This window comes from Streptomyces sp. NPDC021212, from assembly GCF_044332925.1.
In the GTDB taxonomy this organism is placed as follows: Bacteria; Actinomycetota; Actinomycetes; order Streptomycetales; family Streptomycetaceae; genus Streptomyces.
In genome coordinates, this window is the sequence record NZ_JBIRPZ010000014.1 from 52,081 (window position 1) to 71,508 (window position 19,428).

16 protein-coding genes and 1 pseudogene are annotated in these 19,428 nt (G+C 66.2%); 6 read left to right on the top strand and 11 right to left on the bottom strand.

Features of this window, described 5'->3' with window-relative positions; translation table 11 throughout:
- The first annotated feature begins 77 nt into the window (after positions 1 to 77).
- Positions 78 to 989: a helix-turn-helix transcriptional regulator gene (locus ACH4SI_RS32255; protein WP_398301949.1), complete on the top strand. Its 912-nt coding sequence runs from the start codon at positions 78 to 80 to the stop codon at positions 987 to 989.
- Positions 990 to 1,088: 99 nt separating this feature from the next.
- Here the strand turns inward: ACH4SI_RS32255 and ACH4SI_RS32260 are convergent, their stop codons facing one another.
- The 3 genes from ACH4SI_RS32260 to ACH4SI_RS32270 all read right to left on the bottom strand — a co-directional run bounded on the left by ACH4SI_RS32260 (position 1,089) and on the right by ACH4SI_RS32270 (position 4,973).
- Positions 1,089 to 1,679: a short chain dehydrogenase gene (locus ACH4SI_RS32260; RefSeq protein ID WP_398301951.1), complete on the bottom strand. Its 591-nt coding sequence runs from the start codon at positions 1,677 to 1,679 to the stop codon at positions 1,089 to 1,091.
- A 131-nt stretch (positions 1,680 to 1,810) separates the two neighbouring features.
- Positions 1,811 to 2,890 (bottom strand): MFS transporter, encoded by a 1,080-nt coding sequence (locus ACH4SI_RS32265; RefSeq protein WP_398301953.1) that lies wholly within the window; start codon positions 2,888 to 2,890, stop codon positions 1,811 to 1,813.
- Between the two features lie 316 nt (positions 2,891 to 3,206).
- Positions 3,207 to 4,973, bottom strand: coding sequence for a transposase (locus ACH4SI_RS32270; protein ID WP_398301955.1), 1,767 nt, complete (start codon positions 4,971 to 4,973; stop codon positions 3,207 to 3,209).
- 930 nt (positions 4,974 to 5,903) lie between these two features.
- Here ACH4SI_RS32270 and ACH4SI_RS32275 point away from each other — a divergent pair.
- Positions 5,904 to 6,884 (top strand): nucleoside hydrolase, encoded by a 981-nt coding sequence (locus ACH4SI_RS32275; protein ID WP_398301957.1) that lies wholly within the window; start codon positions 5,904 to 5,906, stop codon positions 6,882 to 6,884.
- Here ACH4SI_RS32275 and ACH4SI_RS32280 read toward each other — a convergent pair.
- From ACH4SI_RS32280 to ACH4SI_RS32295, 4 genes are all read right to left on the bottom strand, one after another.
- A complete protein-coding gene (locus tag ACH4SI_RS32280; RefSeq protein WP_398301959.1) occupies positions 6,862 to 9,132 on the bottom strand; it encodes a tetratricopeptide repeat protein in 2,271 nt (756 codons plus the stop codon). The genes ACH4SI_RS32275 and ACH4SI_RS32280 overlap by 23 nt on opposite strands.
- 1,242 nt (positions 9,133 to 10,374) lie before the next feature.
- Positions 10,375 to 10,509 carry a hypothetical protein gene (locus ACH4SI_RS32285; RefSeq protein ID WP_398301961.1) on the bottom strand — a complete coding sequence of 45 codons (135 nt, stop codon included), beginning with the start codon at positions 10,507 to 10,509 and terminating at the stop codon, positions 10,375 to 10,377.
- A 147-nt stretch (positions 10,510 to 10,656) separates the two neighbouring features.
- Positions 10,657 to 10,824: a roadblock/LC7 domain-containing protein gene (locus ACH4SI_RS32290; protein ID WP_398302286.1), complete on the bottom strand. Its 168-nt coding sequence runs from the start codon at positions 10,822 to 10,824 to the stop codon at positions 10,657 to 10,659.
- A gap of 86 nt (positions 10,825 to 10,910) precedes the next feature.
- Positions 10,911 to 11,267: a hypothetical protein gene (locus tag ACH4SI_RS32295; protein ID WP_398301963.1), complete on the bottom strand. Its 357-nt coding sequence runs from the start codon at positions 11,265 to 11,267 to the stop codon at positions 10,911 to 10,913.
- 898 nt (positions 11,268 to 12,165) lie between these two features.
- Here ACH4SI_RS32295 and ACH4SI_RS32300 point away from each other — a divergent pair.
- The 4 genes from ACH4SI_RS32300 to ACH4SI_RS32315 are packed head-to-tail and all read left to right on the top strand — an operon-like array spanning position 12,166 to position 14,708.
- On the top strand, positions 12,166 to 12,645 hold the full coding sequence (locus tag ACH4SI_RS32300; RefSeq protein ID WP_398301965.1) for an XRE family transcriptional regulator: 480 nt from the start codon (positions 12,166 to 12,168) through the stop codon (positions 12,643 to 12,645).
- A 14-nt stretch (positions 12,646 to 12,659) separates the two neighbouring features.
- Entirely contained in the window at positions 12,660 to 13,259 is a 600-nt protein-coding gene (locus tag ACH4SI_RS32305) for a hypothetical protein (protein ID WP_398301967.1), read from the top strand.
- Positions 13,244 to 14,383, top strand: coding sequence for an MAB_1171c family putative transporter (locus ACH4SI_RS32310; protein ID WP_398301970.1), 1,140 nt, complete (start codon positions 13,244 to 13,246; stop codon positions 14,381 to 14,383). Before ACH4SI_RS32305 ends, ACH4SI_RS32310 begins: the two co-directional genes overlap by 16 nt.
- Before the next feature lie 28 nt (positions 14,384 to 14,411).
- Positions 14,412 to 14,708 (top strand): MTH1187 family thiamine-binding protein, encoded by a 297-nt coding sequence (locus ACH4SI_RS32315; RefSeq protein WP_067078085.1) that lies wholly within the window; start codon positions 14,412 to 14,414, stop codon positions 14,706 to 14,708.
- A 481-nt stretch (positions 14,709 to 15,189) separates the two neighbouring features.
- On the opposite strand, the pseudogene ACH4SI_RS32320 reads toward ACH4SI_RS32315, so the two are convergent.
- The 4 genes and pseudogenes from ACH4SI_RS32320 to ACH4SI_RS32335 form a co-directional block, all read right to left on the bottom strand.
- Positions 15,190 to 16,341: pseudogene (locus ACH4SI_RS32320) on the bottom strand (IS701 family transposase); the annotation flags it as partial.
- Positions 16,342 to 16,520: 179 nt separating this feature from the next.
- Positions 16,521 to 17,984 carry a UvrD-helicase domain-containing protein gene (locus tag ACH4SI_RS32325; protein ID WP_398302288.1) on the bottom strand — a complete coding sequence of 488 codons (1,464 nt, stop codon included), beginning with the start codon at positions 17,982 to 17,984 and terminating at the stop codon, positions 16,521 to 16,523.
- Positions 17,985 to 18,113: 129 nt separating this feature from the next.
- On the bottom strand, positions 18,114 to 18,953 hold the full coding sequence (locus tag ACH4SI_RS32330) for a DUF6083 domain-containing protein (RefSeq protein ID WP_398301972.1): 840 nt from the start codon (positions 18,951 to 18,953) through the stop codon (positions 18,114 to 18,116).
- 169 nt (positions 18,954 to 19,122) lie between these two features.
- Entirely contained in the window at positions 19,123 to 19,386 is a 264-nt protein-coding gene (locus ACH4SI_RS32335; RefSeq protein WP_067078083.1) for a helix-turn-helix transcriptional regulator, read from the bottom strand.
- Between the last annotated feature and the right edge of the window lie 42 nt (positions 19,387 to 19,428).

The following is a 19,428-nucleotide window of genomic DNA, read 5'->3' on the forward strand; positions in this document are numbered from 1 at the left end:
GGACCCACCGTCGCCACATCCTGCCTGCACCTGACAGGTGCAGGCAGGACCGTGCGCAGCAAGGCATGATAGAGGCCATGGACCGCCGATCCGAACTTGGTGAATTCCTGCGCACCCGACGGGCCCGGCTGCGGCCGGAGGACGTCGGCCTGTCTGACTACGGCGGCCGACGGCGGGTGCCCGGTCTACGCCGCGAGGAGCTCGCCCAGCTCGCCGGTGTGAGTGCCGGCTACTACACACGGCTGGAGCAGGGACAGAGCCCCAACGCCTCGGACGCCGTCCTCGACGCCATCGCCTGCGTCCTCCGGCTCGACGAGACCGAGCGGTCCCACTTACACAGTCTTGCCCGGCACCGGCCGCCCAAGCCGCGCCGATACCCCCGCCCGGAGCAGCTGCGCCCCGGCGTCCAGTTGCTGATCGACGCGCTCGGGGACCACCCTGCCCTGATCATCGGCCGCAGCACCGACGTCCTGGCCTGGAACCGCACCGCCCACGCGCTGCTCGCCGGTCACCTGCCGTTCGAGGCGCCCCAACAACCGCGGCAGCGACCCAACATCGCCCGACTGATCTTCCTGGACCCGCACACACGGGAACTGTACGCGGACTGGCGTTCCAAGGCCCGGGACACCGTGGCCGACCTGCGACTGATCGCGGACCAGTATCCCGAGGATCTCGCGCTGACCGAGCTGATCGGCGAACTCACCATGAAAAGCGAGGATTTCGCCACGTTGTGGGCCGCGCATCCGGTGCACAGGTGTGTACCGCGCTTCACCCGGGAGTTCCGCCATCCGCTGGTGGGGGCGCTGACGCTGAACAACGAGCTGCTGGACCTGTCCAACGATGCGGGCCAGCGCATGGCCGTCTTCACCGCGGAACCGGACTCGGCGTCGGCCGCCGCGCTGGCCCTGCTTGCCGATTTGAGCGGTCCAGAGACCGACACTGACGGAGAGAGGGCGGTGGTCGCCTCGGCACCGCCCCGGGCAGAGTAGGCGGACTCGTCACGACCACTCCCCACGCACAAAGGCGTCCTCGGCCCGATGGCGTCCATGCCCCGTCATCGCCGGTCGGGCCGAGGACCCATCCGCCCCTCAGGGGGCGCCGACGGCGAGCGTCAGACCGTGTTCCGTGCCTTCGACCAAGTCCGCGTAGGCACGCGCGACCTCGGCGGCGGGCACGCCTCGGGCGGGGTTCTCCCCTAGCGCCCGCAGGGTCTCGCGCACCCACCCCGGACTGACCGCGTTCAGCCGGACCCCGGATGGCATCTCCGGCGCCGCCGCGTACACGAAAGCTTCGAGGCCGGCATTGATCACATGCCCGGGGACGCTTCCGCGCACCGGCGTCTCAAAGTAGCCGCTAGTCAGCGTGATGGATCCGCCTCTTGAGAGAAGAGGGGCTGCACGCCGGACGAGATCCGCCTGGCCGATGAGCTTCTCCCGCAGCCCCTCCCAGAATTCCCCCGCACTGCCGAGCAGGGGCACCATCCCTCCTGCAGCCGCGCAGCAGACCACCGCATCGAGTTCCCCGACGCGCGCGAAAAGGGTGTCGAGCGTGACCGGGTCTGCCACGTCGACCGTGAGAGGGCCCGATCGCGACGCTCGCAGCACCTCGTGGCGTCTGCTCAATGCAGCGCACACCGCTCGGCCGATAGTGCCCGTCGCACCGATCACCAAGACCTTCATCGTGTTTCCGTTTCTACGAGGTGACTCCGGTGGGCGAGTAGCGCCCAGGACGAGCCTGACGGAAACCGACAAAGCCAGCCATCCTCCTCACAGGGGTACACCTGCGGCGGATACCTATGGTCCACGGGTCATCACAAAGAGGCGTTGCCCGGGCCTGTGCGTGGGCCCGACTGCACCCCGGGACCGCTGGTCAGCCTGCCGGGCGGCTGGCCCGGCCGACCGGCGTCACGTCGCGCATCCGAAACACACCCATGACCAGGAACGCCACCGCCATCAGCAGGGCACTCCCCCACACCGGGGACCGGTAGCCGAGACCCCGGTCGATACCGAGGCCGCCGACCAGTGGGCGATCGCCGCGCCAACATTGAACGCGGCCGTGGAAAATCCACCGCCGAGCGTCGGCGCCTCCCGGGCCGCTTCCAAGGCCCGGCGACCAGTGTGGAGCCCACCGCGAACCAGAGAACCCCCAAGAGGAACAGCAACACCAGGGTCGCCACCGTGTCGGCGGCCGCAAAAGAGAGCGCCACCCACTCCAGGAAAAGGGCTACAGCCCCGAATCCGATCACCTGGCGGGGACGAGCGTCCCCCAACCGGCCACCAATGTTCGACCCGACGAAGGAACCAGCCCCGAACAGAGCCAGCACTGCAGGAACCCAGCCCTGCGAAACCCGGGTCACGTTCACGACGAGAGGCGAGACATAGGTGAAGGTGGTGGCAGCATTGACGGTCGCCGCGAGCAATAGTATCAGAATAACGTCCGACCTTTTCAGCGCGCGTGCTTCCCGCAGAGCACTAGGCCGCTCCCCCGCTTTCCCAGCGACGGCCGGAATCGAGCGCACCGTGGCGATCATCGCCGGCACGGAAATGATACTCACGGCCCAGAAGGCCGAGCGCCACCCCCAGATCTCGCCCAGCACCGCCCCGGCAGGGACCCCTATCACACAGGACACAGTCACCCCACTGAGCAGCACCGATGTGGCCCGCCCACGCAGCCGGGACTCCACCGTCGCGGCGGTCGCGGACAATCCCACGGCGAGAAATCCCGCATTGGCGACCGCCGCCACCCCTCGCATGGCCAGAAGCAGCCAGAAGTCCCGACACAGCGCGATGACTACATGGGACAGGAAAAACACGGAAAGGCAGGTGAGCAGAGCGCGCCGACGCGGCCAGCCGATACTGACGGCGGCCATGAGTGGCGCCCCGACAATCATTCGCGATAGCGAATACGGAGGTCAGCGCCCCGGCACGAGAAATGGACACGCCCATGTCCTGCGCGATGTCCGGAGTAAGTCCGGAGAGCATGCATTCGGAGGCCCCCTGGGCAAGGTAGCCAAGCCGAGAACGTACACCACGAAAGGCATACGGAAAACCCTCTCTCCCCTCGCACTGGAAATCATGACGTCGCCAGTGCATCACGCGCCAGGTGGAAATCCGGCTTCGCGGAATCTTTCCGGCTCCTTCTTGGCAAGTCCGCGGCGCCGCCCGGGCCCGCCCGCCTCGGACTGCTGTCCGATTCCGGCCGAGGACTCAGGCCACGTGCACGAGCTCGGAAGTGCGCCGCGCCGCGGGCACCACGTCACCGAGGAGTTGGAAGGCGTGGGCGGCGGAGACCAGCGTCATGTGGTGATGCCATCCGGGGTACGAACGGCCCTCGAAGTCCCGCAGCCCGCTGTCGCGTTGCATTGACCGCAGGGCCGCGCGGGCCCGGGCCGTCGCTCCCGCCAGTCGGAGGATCTCGGCGGGCTTGCCGTGCACGAGGTTGGTGACCACCGCGTGTGGTGCCTCCTGCGGTCGCGCCTGTTGTCCAAGGACGAGCCGATGGGGCGGGCCGTCCGGTGTCAGCCGGACCGAGCAGGTGCGCACCCGGTACGGTCCGTGCCCGCGCGGGATGGCGCGGTCCGCTCCCCCAGGAAGCGATGCCCGGCGCACGAGGCGGCTCACCGGCACCGGGCGTTCGGAGCCACCGGCCGGGTACACCGGGGTTCCGTACGGCACGCGGGCCACAAAGCCCTGGTACGACGCCGCCAGATGGTCCAGGAGCTCGCCGCCCTGCGGCAGCCGGGTCAGATCGACCACGAACGGGGGCCGGTGCTGTCCGTTGTCCTCCAGCCTGGAGCGCAGGAGGTCGAGTACACAGCCCTCGGCGCTCTGGGGCTCGAACTCGTCGGGGATGCGGACGGATTCCCGAAGACCCGGATCGGTCCGCCAGCGCCCGGGAAGCACCAGACGCCAGTCGACCGGCACACTCAAGCCCTCGCCGTCCGAGAAGAGGCCGACACCAAGCTGGCAGTTGAGGGTGCGCCGGGTCTCTTCGCTGTAGCGCTGGTGCACTCCGACGGAGTGGTTTCCCCGCTTGGGGAGTTCGGCGACGGCGATCGTCCAGCTGGACACCGAAGAACGTTCGGCGACCCAGTGGGCAAGGGCGCGGCGCACCGGGCGCCAGTCCCACGGACTGTCGTTGAGGAACTGCTGCAGCGCATGAGAGGTCCGCGGGGAGGCGGAGACCACTTCGGCCATGCGGCGCAGCGACTTCTTTCCGGGGGTGGCGAGCAGGCCGGTCATGTACTCGCGGGCCCGGTTGCGCTGGTCCGCACGCGGCAGGTCGGCGAAGATCCGGTCGACGAAGCTTGCCACTGCGCGCATATCAGCCGTGCCGGCTCCTGGCTCTTCAGCGACCCGGCTCAGCATCACCTCGGGATCGGCCCTCGTGAACTCCTGGGCGCAGGGGCGCACGTACGCTGTGCCAACAGGCCGGACCTGGTCATCGCGCCCGATCCGCACAGACGACTGCGCGAGGTCGTCACCGAGCCGTCGCCGGATGACGCCCACCGTCTTCGGTGAAAACCCTTCGAAAGCGGCGATCAAAGCGTCTGACCAGTGCGGATTCGAGTGGATGACGCGCGTCGCGGCAGCGTTAAGCTCGGCCCTAATGAGCGGCAGCGCGTGCTTGGGATCCATCTGGGCAGCGACGCCGAAGACATCTGACATGCTTCCGTCGAGGAAGCGTACGTCGATGTCGTCGTCCCCGCGGAGCGCCGCCGCGCACAGCCGGTGCGTTCCATCGATGACCCGCATGGTGGAGCGGTGGACGAGGATTGGAGGCAGGTCGACGTCGGACTGGGAAAGCACCCATATGCGCTCGGCGCTCACCCCTAACAGCCGCAGGGAGTCGGCCGGGAGGAGTTTTGCGATCGGTACGCGTTCGACAGGTAACGCATCCTGGTTTATCTTCTCCACAGGCATGATGCTTTCTCGTGCGCCGGAGTCTGTCTTCCCAAATGTCGCGTCTTCCATAAAAGGAGATGTCCTTTCATTGAAATTTTCCATCCTGGTGGCGTGTTATTTTAGGTACTTCGGCGAGGGCATCTCCACGCCATAGCCCCAGCGCCTTCCCGCGCGGTATCGAACGCAGCCTCAGGCTGTCCCATTGCGCTCAGTCGTCAATCCTCCTCGCACTGCAGTGTGAACAGAGCAGCATCAACCGACTTCAGAGGGAGCCGCAGTTCATACCCGCCCGTCGCGGAAAGCACGACGTTCTCCGACTGTCGTCTACGGCGCGTAGACTCCAGGGCACCGCGCAGGCCTGCGACATAGGTATGCACGCCATTCAAGGCCGTATGGGGACCTCCGCCCCTCATAACGCGTCAACGAATCTGGCCGCGGCGGTCGCAGGCCAGCCCATGAACGCGCCTTTACCGCCCCCGGGAAGAGGATCATGGTATGCGCGGCGACATTACTACCCGTACGCTGTGATCGAAACGTTGGCAGCAGCCCCGGGCATCGTGGCGACAGCGCCGCGAGGGTAGGTGGCCTGCGCCAGTGGGGCGAAGGAACTCGGGGTGGCCGCCGGGGCACGTATACCGCCACTTCGTCGCATTCTCGACGGCTGCGTTGCACGCAAGTAGCTCTTTGAGCAGACGCTCAGCGTGCCGCGCTGGGCAGTGAAGCGGTGCGGCTGTGCGGCTAGGCAGCCGATAGCTGCCGAATCCGCCAACAGGCACCCCAGTAGTGCGTCCGTCATCGGATCCTCAAACTTGGTCGACAGCGAAGGGGGCACTCCTTAGGGCGGTCGCCGTGATCTCCCGGTGACCGGCTTCCTCCACTCTTCAGCATCCTGCAGCCTGGGTACAGAGTTTCGCTGTTGCCCGATCGGCGAAACACTGGCGTGAGGGAAAAGTTAACGCCAGACTCCCGAGCGGAGAGACCACTACAAGAGAGGGCCGCATGCCACCTACCGATTCCAAGCGGCTGTCCGTTGTCATCGATACGGACCCTGGGGTTGATGACACCTGGGCGATCCTGTTCCTGGCTGCCCAGCCGGACGTTGAGATTGTCGCCATCGGAGCAGCGCACGGCAACGTTCCCACCACCGTGGCGGCGGCCAACGCGTTACGCGTGCTCGACGTCGTTGGCCTGGACCACGTGCCGGTTGCCGTCGGGCATCCAACCCCTCTCCAGCAGCCCCTGCAGACTGCCGAGTTCGTCCATGGCAAGGATGGCCTCGGCGGCAATGCTGGTCCCCCCTCACCACGCCAAACCAGCGGAGAATCAGCAGCGAAACAGTTGGTGCGCCTAGCCAGGCAACAGCCAGGAGAGCTGACGTTGCTCGCCCTGGCACCGCTGACCAACATTGCCCTCGCCCTTCGGATGGAGCCGAATCTCCCTCAGCTCCTGCGTCGCGTGGTGTTCATGGGCGGCGCGTTCCGCGTGCCGGGCAATGTCACTGCCTGGGCTGATGCGAACACCGCCCACGATCCGGAAGCAGCCGAGGAAGTCCTGCGCGCGGGGTTCGACCTGACCATGGTGCCGATGGACATAACCGAACAGGCATGGGTCGACGAAGCCTGGCTGAAGCGGGTCGCGGATGCGGCCACGCCTGCGGCCCGCTTCGCATCATCGGTGCTCGACACCTACCTCGCCATCTACAGCAACGCTCGCAACACTGCCGGCTGCCTCATGCACGACCCAATCGCTGCGGCCATCATGGTTGACGAGTCTTTGGCCACTTACAGGGAGCGCCAAGTCGTGGTCGAGCTTGCCGGATATACTCGTGGCGCCACGCTGGTCGATGAGCGGCGGTTCAGTATTAGTCAAGGGGGTATCCCCGATCATCGGCCGCCGGTACGGATAACAGCCACCGTAGATGCCTCCACCGCTATGGACCGCGTGCACCGGGCTCTGCTCACTCCTGAGGCCGGCCAGTAGCCGAAGGCTCCTCGGCCTGGCGCCACTCAAGCAGACGGCCTTGCAGACGGACAGCCCGGGGGTCGTCAAGCCGGTCGAACAGTTCCCACGCCCGCTCGCACGCCTTTCGCGCCTCCTCCCACCGGGATAGCTTCACGAGGAGCTGAGCGCGGAGGTCGTGCGCGGCGGCTTGCCCCCAATCATTGCCTCCTTGGGAGTGGCACTCGGCACTCCGATCCAGGCATTGCACTGCTTGCATCAGCTCCCCATGCTGCTGATGCAGATGAGCGCGCCGCTCCCAGAGCAATCCCTCCCCGAAGAGGTCACCCATCCGGCGATGCAAGTCCAGCCCTTGCTTGAATCCAGCCTGCGCTGCCGCCATGTTCCCGAGCAGACCATCGGCTTCAGCGAGGCTGCATCGCGCCACGGCCTCTCCATGCGCGTCACCAGTCTTCCGGAAGGCGTCCAGAGCCTGGCTGAAGTACGAATGTGCCAGCGAGGTGTCCCTCCGATCGGCGGCGATGAACCCCAATACCTCAAGGCACCATGCCTGGCCCTGTCGGTCGCCGATGCGGCGGCGCAGCGTCAGGGCCTGTGTGACGTGCTGTTCGGCTCGGTCGTAGCACCCGGACTGACGGTATGCCTCTCCGAGATTCATCTCGACCCAGGCCTGATTGCTGGGACCACCGTACGCCGCCGCGGCCTCCAGCCCGATCGTGTGGCTGGAGATCCACATGCTCCAAGGCTTGCGCAATAGCAACCAGTTCCACAGCCGCACCGGGATGTGCCACGCCTCTGGAAGTCGATATTGTGCGGCGAGTCGGACCATCGGGACAGCTGAGTCCCGCACTTCCTCGTCTAGCCAGGCCCGTGCTTCTTCCGCCGCGGTATCGCTGGTAAAGGTCAATGGCGTGACTCCAGCGGGCGGCGGCTCTAGCGGCGGGACTTCCCGTTGCGGGGCCAACGCGATGTTGGCGGCATCTACGCTGCGCGTGTACCAGGACGTCAGCCGGCGGACCGCCGTGAGCCGCTCAGCGTCCGATTCATGAGCTGCGGCCCGATCGGCTGCGTAGTCGCGGAGCAGATCGTGCGTCCAGTACCGGTCCAGCCCGGTCCCCTCTACCAGGTGGACGGTCACCAGGTCATCCAGAAGTTCGCGAGTGCGGTCCAGCGAGTGTCCGGTCAATGCCGCCGCGGCGGCTGCGCTAATGCGCGCGCCCGGGTAGAGGCCCAGCAGCCTGAACATCCGCGCCGTATCTTCGGCCAGCGCTTCGTAGGACAAGTCGAACACTTTACGCACGGACAGGTCGTCGTCGTCGCGGTCAGCCAGCACATCAAGGCGGTCCTCACTGGCCAATTCGTCGGCTACATGCGATAGCGGCCAATGCGGGTGGGTCGCCAGCCGTTCTGCCGTGATCCGCAGGGCCAACGGCAGCTGCGCGCACCGGAGCGCCACCGACCGGGCCGCGTCGTACTCGTCGTCCACCCGCTTCGCTCCGACAACCCCGCGAAGCAACTTGAGCGACTCCTGGGATTCCAACGGGGCGAGGGACAGACGCCGGGCTCCGGCTGTGACGCCCAGCCCGGTCAGACGTCGCCGACTCGTCACTATCGCTGCGCAGGAAGGGGCCCCCACCAGCAGCGGCTTGACCTGCTGCGAGTCGACTGCATTGTCTAGCACAACAAGGACATGCCGGTCGGCCATCACAGTACGGAACAGCGCGGACCTTGCTTCAAACTCGTCAGGTACCGACTTTGTTCCCAGGGCAGCGAGGAAGTCCTCAAGCACCTGCATAGGATCAGCCGGGCGGCTTTGGCGAGAGTGCCCTTGGAGGTCGGTAAATAGCACTCCTCCGGGAAAGCGGTCGGCTACACGATGTGCCCACTGGGTGGTCAGCGCGGTCTTGCCCACGCCGGGAGGCCCGTCGATCGCCACAGTCAGGGCTGTGCCAGCCCGCTCGGCCTTCGCGAGGGCTTCATCGAGCTCACGTAACGCATCGGAACGGCCCACGAAGTCCGCAACCGCAGAAGGTAACTGAGCCGGACGTAATCGGATACGGGTCTCCAGCCGAGCCAGCTCCAGCAGCTTGCCCCGCGCTGACAGGGCGTCATCGCAGCTACGTGCTAGTGCCAAAGTGGGCGCAGCTTGCCCTCGTTCTATCCGGCTGAGCCACCCCGGGCTGTAATGCACTATGCGGGCAAACTGACGCAGCGACAGGCCTCGCTGAGACCGAAGGTGGCGCAATGCGGCGTTGAACTGTCCGGCCATGGCGAATATTCCTCTCTTGGCACATTCCTCACTCCAACGTCGTGGCCTTCGACCGGGCCCTGGGTGGCGGTCTTGACGGGCCTGCCGTGTGGGCCGCTGCTGATTGGGCCGACTTGTATGCGAGGCCGCATGGATCAGGATTCGGCCTCCGGGCACGACTGGGTGTCGGGACCGAGTCTCGAGCGGCTTGTGGCAACGATTCCGGGAGCGAGAACGGCCAGGCCCGCACGGTCGGGGAACCCTACGATGGCGCCCTTGCCGCGGGGTGCGACGTTGACGACGCCTTCGGCGTACATGCGCGTCAAGATCTCGACCGGGGCGGTGGTCGTAGTCGTAGGCGCCCTGACTGAGGGCGATATAGCTGCCCGACGACAGCACGCATGCCGGCCGCTCGATAGTCCCTGCCGGATCGGCGCTGTCTGGTAGCAGCACGAACTGGCGCTGGTTGCGGACGATGGTGCACAATTTGGGCACTCGCTGCCCAAACCGTTCGGCCTGCGTCAGATCACCAGGCCAGCTATCTCTCCTGTCCTCAAAGAAGTACGCGTGCAGCTGCGCTCCATGCGCGCGCACGCCGATGTCGGTCATGCTACGGCTCTCCAGTGATCACGGGTCCGCTCCAGCAGTCGTCGTGTCTCGGCACCACGCGGAGTGGCCCTCCCAACTGTCTGATCCAGCACCGCGGTGTAGGCCACGACGGCCGTCGACCTGTCTCCGAAGGCGAGGCCCTCTAGCTGCTGCACGCAAACGATGGGGCTGGCCCTGACGAGATACCGCAGCTGCGCAGGTAGGCCGGCGCGGCACGCGGATCTCAGATCGGTGCTGTAGTGACCTTTCTTCGAACTAACAAGGGCCGAGGCGCCGAGCTGTGCCCGTGTCTCGGAGGCAGGGCGGGGAGGTTATGCCAAGCTCCCCTGCATCGCAGAGGAGATGGCCTCCCTCGGATTTGGGCCCACGTCACCATCACAGCGAGGATCCGCAGGACGACTGCGCCACCTCATGTTTCCTCTGTAGCGACCGATCTCCTGCCCGCCCGATGAAAAAATGAGTCGCTGAGAGCCTCGCCATGCCGAGGCATTGTCCGTGCGGCCCTTCCAGGGGCGGCTGCCACACATGCAGTGCGGCAGCATCTGGTCGGCCCGCCGCATACTCCCAGCTCGGTCATCTCATATCTTTAATGCCTGTCCATGGCCGTCATTTAAGGCCAGCCTTTACCTGGCTAGAGTCACGTCACTCACCGCGTCACGTATCCGCAGGACGCGGAGCGGCGAAGCGCTGCGGTTTGAAGAACTGTGTATCGAGGTCATTCGGCCATTTCTCCTGGCGGTACCGGAGCTGTTTAAGGGTGTTGGTAGTACTGTCCGCGATGACGCCCATGTCGGCCTCCTCGGCCGACGCGACCGCGATGTACGTGTCGCTACCGGCTGCGGTCAAATACAGGGAGCCGTCCCCGAACTGAATCCAGGTCTGTTCCCAGGAGGTCCCTTCGATGGAGCACAGCGCCGATGCATGCCGACTGGCCGCCTACACGGACGACAGTGCAGCGGCCACTCGTTCAGCTGTATCAGCAGGGATACCGTCGGAGCTCGCCAGGCTGCCGCCGTCTGCCGACAGCAGCAGCGCGTGGAGCGCCCCGGGAGTATGAGCAAGCTGGTCTAAGGGACAGCACTCGCCATCGCCTTCGACAAACATGTTGTGGAAGGTATAGAAACTCACCCACCCTGCCGACGATCTTTCGCATGCCGACACGTATCTGTTCGAGCGGGAGCCCTCTGCAATCACTTGTGCAGCCACCCCGAACCACGCAGGCCGGAGTTACGGCCGTGATCTGTGTCTAACCGCATCCGCACACGGTTGTCGAGTTGCCGGAGTCCGTTGCGGGAGGTGTTCAGAATCCTTGAGAGGTCGGCGATCAAGCCCCTGGCCTCAGCAACCTGATCCGGGCGCTCACTTGAAACCGGGATCCACGCGCCGCGAGGGCCGTGCTCGTCCACGACCCTTTTGGCGCCCGAGAGCAAGACTGCGATGAGGCGCTGATACTCGCCGAACTCGGCCTCTGTGTAGTCGGCGATAGTCGGGTGGTGCGGCTGCAACATCTTCTTCCTGTTCGTTGTCGACCTGGAGAAGGAGAGCACGCCGACGGTGCTACTCGTGGTTCGTTGTGGTGTCGGGCACAGGATGGGCCTCTAATGTTCGCGGGTGAATGGATTGCTCGCGGCAATCATGCAAAGCACCGCTATACGGCAGTCGCTGGTTGGCAACTGAAGTTCGCGTGAGAGGGCTGTACACAATACCCCTGCTCTTCCTGGCATTACTGCCTGTTGATGTGCATGGGGCCTGGATTGCGCTCAGGTTGATCGATGACTTGCGATTGCCAGGTTGTGATCACCGGAGCCCCGACTGCCCCCCTCGTGCGGTGGGTTCGCAAGGGCCCGAGGGTGATGCCGAAGCACCGATATCTCGGTGGCGCAGGTTGCGGTGCACGGCCAGTGGATCACCAGCGGTCGGCGATGCTACCCACGGCCCAAGAAGAACGTCAACTGGTATGAACAAGAACGAACAAGATTCGCCAATCCGTTCTCGTCAGCTGTCAACGGCCACCCCAGGGCGGTAAGTTGAAGCCGGAACGCGCAGGCCACTTTGCAAGATCATCAAGATCTTGCAAAGTGGCCTGTCCAGGCCCGTTTCAAGATCGCTACATGGATCGCGGCCGGACTTCTGCAACATCAAGTGGCGGCACAGCTCGGCCGACGGGAAACCACCCGTTGAGTTCGACCAGTCTGTCCAGGAAGCACGCACCCGGACCGGCCAGGAGGGCCGGGCCGCATCACCAAGGTCTCTACGCAACACAGGGCTTGGTCATGGTCCTCGATTGGACTGGTGAGATCATCGGGCTCGCGGTGGCATGAGGGGCAACGGTGCAGGGAGGCGATCAACGCGGTCTGAAACAGATCACGATCTTGTACAGACTGAGTCTCACGTTGGTTGTACTGTCAGATACTCGCTGACGCCGCATATGAGGGTGTGTGGACGATGAACTCAGACAAAGATCGCCCGATCGAGGGCCAGTTGACGGTGTCGGAGAAACTTGAGCACCTACTCCAGCTGCGTGCCAGGCTGGGTGAGGACGGTATTCCGTCCTACAAGAAACTGGCGGCGGAGATTGCTGCGCAGTCAGGTGAGTCGTTCTCCGGTGCGTACCTGTGGCAGTTGCACCGCGGGGAGCGTACGAACCCGACCTTGCGGCATCTGCGCGCCTTGGCCGCGTACTTCGGCGTACCCGTGTCGTACTTCACGGACGACGATGTGGCTCACAGGGTGATCGACCAAGACCTCTTGGCCAGCCGCGAGTTGGATGAGTCCATGGCCGAGGCCGGGGTGAGTGCGGTCTATCTTCGGGGTGATCTCGCGGCCCTGTCCCCGGAAGGTAAGCGGATGGCCGCAGACATGATCCGGCAGATCCGTGAACTGGAGCAGAACGTGAACACGCCGCTGTCTCCGCCGCGGTCCTGAGACAGCGAGGTGGCATGATGTCGCGCGATTACCTGATCATTTGTCCCCCTGCCTCGACGAGCCCTGGAGAACCGCATCAGATGCGCTGGAGACGTCTGCGCCGCCGATGCCAGCAGGTAATCGGCGGCATCAGTCTGCCCGAACCTTTTTCCGCCCAGGAGTTATGCGCTCGCCTCGCGCAGGAGCGAGGCCGTCCGCTGCATCTGCTGCCGCTGCCTACGCCGACGGTTCCCGGCACGCCGTCGGGCATGTGGCTGGCCGCCGAACGCGGCGATTACATCTTCTATGACGCGCAGACCAGCCCTCTGCACCAAGAACACATCATCGTGCACGAGATCGGACACATGGTGTGCGGTCACCGGTCCGCAGGCGACGATCAGCGGTTGTACCGGCACATCGACCTCGCGGACCCGCACTCTATCCGGCAGGCACTGCCCCGCCTGCGGTACTCCGACGAGCAGGAACAAGAAGCAGAGATGATCGCAAGTCTTCTCCTGGAAGCCGCCGGTCGTGTCCCCCCTCCCACACTTCTGTCCGGCATGCTGGGCGGGCTGGAGTCCGCCATGGGACTGCGGAACACCCGACCTGCGGGAGCGTCGTGCCCGCGTGGATAGAGACCGTCGGCATCGCCACCCTGTGGGCGGTGACTCTCGCCCGGGCCCCCCAGGCCATCCGCACCAGACAGCAGCGGCCCTTATGGTTCGCGATCGTCATGACCGCGCTCGCGATGTCGATGCACCTGGACCCCGTCACCGCCACTCTGGCGCACCTGGTACCCAGCGCGCACTGGATCGACCTGACCACGCACCTGTTCAGCATCATCGACGCCGCCGCCGTGCTGTGGTTCGTCCTCCACGCCGCCGGACGGCATCGCCCCACCACCCTGGTTTTCGGAGCTGCCCTCGCGGTCATGGCCACAATGCTGATCTTGGACATCAGTGCGCCCCCGCACGCCCGTAACCAGATCGCCCCTTCTCTGGCGATCCGCAGTGTTCCCAACGCCTACTGGTGGATCTTCTTCGCCTTCCATCTGGTCGCGGACACCACCTGCGGACTCGTGTGCTGGAGCCAGGGCCGGCGCGAGACACCCCGGCTGCTGCGCTACGGGCTGCGCCTGTTCGGCACCGGCATCCTCCTGGCGTCACTGCTGTGGGTCCTCAAACTCGGCTACCTGCACACCCGCTCGCCATTCTTCGTCCCGCTGTTCTCGCCCGTCACCGGCATCGAAGCCCTGTTCATGGCGGCCGGTGCCGCACTTCCCGTCCTGGCCCAGATCCACACCCGATGGCAGCATCAGAAGGCATATCGGGGCCTTGACGTCCTGTGGCGGGATCTCACCGTCGCCACCCCGGACGTAATCCTCGGGCCCAGCAATCGTCTGCGAGCCGCGGCGACCCCCCTCCAACTGCGTCTGTACCGGCGTGTTATCGAGATCCGCGACGCGATGATCGCGCTGCGCAACTACGTCACCCCCGCCGCCCTTGATCTGGCCCGTCGGCACGTCACCGACCATTCCCTCCCCGAGCCCGTGGCCGAAGCCCACGTCACCGCGTGCTGGCTCACCGCCGCCCTGCATGCACTGCACAGCGGTCACCCGCCGCAGCCCCAGAGCGTCAACCTCGCCGGCCATGGTGCACTCGACCTCACCGACGAAATCAACTATCTGCTCCGGGTCGCAGCCGCCTACCAGTCACCAACCAATCACGCATACAGAACATCCCTCCTCGGCACGGCCTAAGCGAGGACGAAGAGGAAAGAGAAGCACTGTGCTCATCGCTTTCGCCCTGACCCCCATGGGCGTGGAAGAAACCGTCGCGGACTACATCGCCGACGCAGTGAAGATCATCCGCGAATCCGGTCTCCCGAACCGCTCCGACTCCATGTACACCATGATCGAAGGAGAATGGGACGAGGTAATGGACGTCGTCAGACGCGCTACCGAAGCCGTCACTGCTAAAGCCCCCCGCGTCCAGCTCGTCCTTAAAGCTGATATATGGCCAGACATGCACCATCCGCTCGATGGCAAGATCGCACTTCTCGAACAGCGTGTCAACGGCCAGTGAATCGTCGCTCTTCGGCACTTTCCGTGAAGCGGACGATCTCTTGAGCCCAGACTGTCACGTGCAGCGGCGGCAACATATCGCTGACTGCCCGTCCGTGCACATGACTACCTGAGGTCGGAGAGAAGTGCGTCAAGTGCCTTCCCCAGAGCGTCGGAGTTGGCCGTGTCGAACCACGTGGTACGGATGCGTTCGTTGATTCCATTCGGTGTCGCATGGTCGGCAGCGAGCTAGTACTCCAGTTGCAGTTCGCTATCCCTGCTGGTCAGGAGCCTGTTTCCGAGTGTAGCGAGCTGAGGGCCCGTCATGTGGCGGGAGTTCATGACCGGCGGTGCGTCGTTTGTAGTGGCAGCGTCTGGCGACGGCTTGGTGTCGTCGGCGCCACCGGGACCAGTTCAGGCCTGATCAAGGTGGCGGTGGGGGTGTCTTGTCCTGGGGCTGCAAGTTGCCAGGAGCCTTCGGATTTCTGCCAAGGTGAGGGGGGCGAGGGCTGATCCGTTTCTGCGGCCCCCCTTTCCGTTCCGGCCATGGCGGCGAGGAAGGCGTGAGCGAGCATGACCAGGGTGATGTGCCGGTACCAGCCGACGTATCGCCGGACCTCGTACTGGTCCAGGCCACACTCGTTCTTCGCGCTCTGGAAACAGGCTTCGATGGCCCATCGGCTTCCTGCCACTTCAACCAGCTGGTTGACGGTGGTGCCAGCGGGAGCATGGGTCAGGTAGCAGGCAATCTCGTCCGGCCGGGAGATGCTGCGGCGGGCCATGACCCACCTGTGATGGCTGGGCTCGTCACCGTCGAAGAACGGGACGCCGGGAAGTTGGGCGACTGCCCAGTCGTAGAGGCGGGGCCCCCTTGGCGCCGTCCCCGCACGAGATCCGCTCCCAGGCATCGTCGGGGGCTTCACCGATGAGCTGGTCGATGCGCCAACAACCGGCGAGAGACTTGATCTGCTGCGACTTCGGCACTGCCACGACGTATCCGAGGCTGGCTTCCTCAAGCATGTGGCGGAAGTGCCAGTCCTGACCGTAGAGGGCATCGGCGGTCACCCAGGAGATGGTGAGCGGCGAGGCCAGCGCCCGGGCGACCAGGACCCGGGCCAGCTCGGTCTTGGTAGCGAAGCCACGACTGCCGGGCGCCTTCGCTGCCCGGCACCGCTCCCGGTCGAATATCCAGGACTTCGGCATGTACAGTTCCCGGTCCACCAGCGTCCGGCCTCGCCGGGAGGTATACGCGGCGAATACGCCGACCTGGCAATTCTCGGTGCGACCTGCAGTGCCTGAGTACTGCCGTTGCACACCGGCCGAGGTATCGCCCTTCTTCAGGAACCCTGTCTCGTCGATGACCAGGACACCGTCGGGCTCGCCAAGCCGCTCGGCCACGTATGCCTGCACGTCGTCGCGGACCGCGTCCGCGTCCCACTGCGCACGGTTGAGAAGGTTCTGGAATCCATGAGGGGCACTGTGACCTGCGTATTCGGCGAGCAGCCAGCTGTTCTTGCGCCCGACGGGCCAAGCAATGCCCCCACGTAGTCCCGCATTCGCCGCCGAAGGTCAGCCCGGCCGAACCGGTGGCCAACCCGCAACAAGACCTCGTTCAGCTCTCCCGCCCACACATCTGGGCACACATCAGCTTGCACGATTAGAACAACGGCGAACGAGGAGCACCGGTCACGAACTCCCGCAACATGACGTACCCTCAGCTCGCTACACTCGGAAACAGGCTTCTGACCAGCAGGGATAGCGAACTGCAACTGGAGTACTAGCCCAACGGGTGGATCGACAAGTGCTCGGTGGCATTGGTGCGGGGGCAGTACGATCACTGCGGATTTCCGGCGGGGTGATCGTTGATCCATGACAGGCCGCCCAGGTCCAGTTGCCGGCGGGCTCGGGTGACGGCGACGTAGGCCAGGCGGGCTTCGCCGTCGTCGATCGGGCCGGGCACCGAAGCGCCGGTCTCGTCGTGGTCATCGCTGTCTTCGGGCGGGGTGAAGTCGTCGGCGATGCGGACGCGGAGCCATTCGCGGCCCTTGGCCTTGTGTGCGGTGGAGACGGTCACCTGGGCCTGCTCTTCGGGGAGGATGCGGCTGATGGCGGTGAGCAGGGCGTCGGTGCCGTGGGTGTCGACGAGGTCGACCAGGGGCTGGAGGTCGCGGCCGGCCGGGTCGTGGGCGGCGTAGTCCTGGACCTCGCCCCAGCAGGTGAACAGCACCAGTTCCGGGTGGCCGGTGCGGCGGCCTTCCTTCAGGTCTCGGGCGGCCAGTGCCAGGGCCTGGAGGCTGCCCCCTCCCCCGACCAGGCCGACCTGGTGGCCGGTGGCCAGGAGGTCCATGACGGTGGCCATGGCTCCGACGTTGGTGCGGCAGAGCACCGCCTCCGGCTGCTCTACCGGCCCCATTTCGGTGAGCACTGTCTCGCTGCCGGTCAGGCGGATCGGGGCGTCGGCGAGGGCGAGCCAACGGTTGGCCTCGGCCGCCAGACGGGGACCGAAGCGGAAGGACTGGGACAGGGACAGGGCGGTGCCGTCGAAACCGGTCATGACGTCGCGGGCGCCGCGCCAGTGGTAGATGGCCTGGGCGGAGTCGCCGACCATGACCAGCTGGGCGTGATCCCGCTGGGCGGTGAAGATCTGCTCGACCACGGGGTTGGTGTCCTGGGCCTCATCCAGGAGCAGGTACTCGGCGGTGGTCTGCGGGCGGGTGAGGGCCCAGATCTTCAGGTAGTGGTCGTGGTCGAAGCGGACTACGCCGTCCTCGGGGTGCTGCAGGTCCGCCCAGGCCTTGCGGGCGAAGGGCACGATCGTCTCGGCGAACTGGGCGTAGTGGTCGTCGCCTTCCAGGCCGCGCAGGCGGGGGACGTGGTGGGGGTGCAGGTGGTCGTCCGCGGAGTGGCAGTAGCGGGTGACGGTGCGCAGGGTGGTGTTGGACAGGGTGCGGGGGCTGATGTCGCGGCCGCCGATACGGATGGGTTTGGTGATGCCCAGGGCCTGGCCGGTGCGCCAGCTGGGCTGGCGGGGGCTGCCCAGGCGGCGGGCGTAGCGGTGGCCGATGGCGGCGTAGGCCATGGCGTGCGCGGTCTTGCAGATCACGGTGTTGGGGAAGCGGGTGGCGGCTTCTTGGGCGATGGCGCGGTTGTAGGCGAGGTAGCGGCCGCGGCGGGTAGTGGCCTTGGCCAGGAGGGCCAGGGTGGTGGTTTTGCCGGTGCCGGCGCCGGCTTGGAGGACCAGGTGGTCCCCGGCGCGGAAAACGTCGGCTGCGGCGGCCTGTTCATCGGTGGGGTTCAGCACGAAGGCGGTCCAGGTTGGCGGGGCGGCGCCGGCGATGTGTACTGGGGGTGCGGCGCCTGGGGCGGACGGGTGGTCAAGTCTCGGCGGACGGCGATGGCCGAGGGTGGTTGGCGGGTGGTGCGGTCGTCAGCGGGGGTGGTGTTGGCGGGCGGCGTTGGGTAGTCGGCTGTGGATGTGTTGGTGGTGCAGGAGCGGGTCAAAGACTTCCCAGCCGGGGAGGGTGACGTCGGCGGCGCCGGGGGCGGCGGTGTGGGCGGGGCAGCGCTGGGTGCGCCAGCGCATCTGCTCGGTGTAGGGCAGGTGGCTGAGGTTGTATACGGCCATCAGCTGCTGGCGCAGGGCGAGTTGGCCGTGGGTTGGTCCGGTGGGCAGCAGGGTCCAGGTGCCGGGCGTAGTGGTGAGGATGGGGCTGGGGCAGCGGTGGTGGTGACGGGTCTGGGCCACGCAGCGCAGCTCCTCGATGGGGTGAGCGGCGAGGTAGCGGGTGTAGAGGATTTGTACGACCGGGCGGGCCGGGCGGCAGGGCTGCGGACGCGGCTTGGTGGCAGGGGGCGAGGGCGGTGGGGTGAAGGTGTGGGCCTGGAGGCGGCGGGTGCGGACGGCGAGCTGACGGCGGGCCGCTTGCAGGGGCGCGCTGAGCGGGGTGGGGGCGGTGTGGTGGGGGCAGAGCAGGGTGTGCGGGATGCGGCACCATGCGCTGCCGTCGCCGCTGGGGTAGGCGGTGCCGCAGCTGAGATGCCAGCGGCAGGATTCCGGAACTGTCGTGGCTGGGATTTCGGCGGGGTGCAGGGCGATCGGCTGGCCGTTGCTGGTGTGGAACCACTCCAGGCGGTGGCCGCAGTGCCGGCAGCGGGCGCCTTGTCCGGCGCGCAGCAGGCGGCTGGGGCTGTAGGGGGCGACGCGCAGGGAGCGGTGGCGGGGGCTGCCGTCCCGGTGACGGCCCCCGGTGGCGGGGGTGGGCTGCATGGCAGTGACCGTGCCAGAGGCCGCGCCGGAAGGGCGGGGTGGCACCATGCGATTCGCGCGGACAGCCCAATTACGCTGGGACGTGCGTACGAGGATCGATTGGGCGTTCGGCGATGGTTCGTCGGTTCGGGTGATGCGTGCGCGGCGCGGGCGGGTCGACGCGGCAGGGTCAGGCTGGGGGTTCGGCGGGTGGGGTGTGGCCGTCGCAGAGGGTGCCCAGCAGGGGGCCCAGGGGGACGCCGAAGGTGTGGGCGAGAGCGTGCCAGGTGGTGACGGACCCGGTGGTGCGGCCGTGTTCGAGGTCGATGACGGTGCGACGGGACAGGCCGCTGCGCTCGGCGAGTTCGTCGAAGGTCCAGCCGCGCTCATCCCTCAGCCGGGCGAGCTGCACACGCAGCGCGGTGAGGTTGGGATCGGGCGGGAAGATCGTCACTGCCCCATCCGACGGCGCAGAACCTCGTCCTGTCAGTGCAGA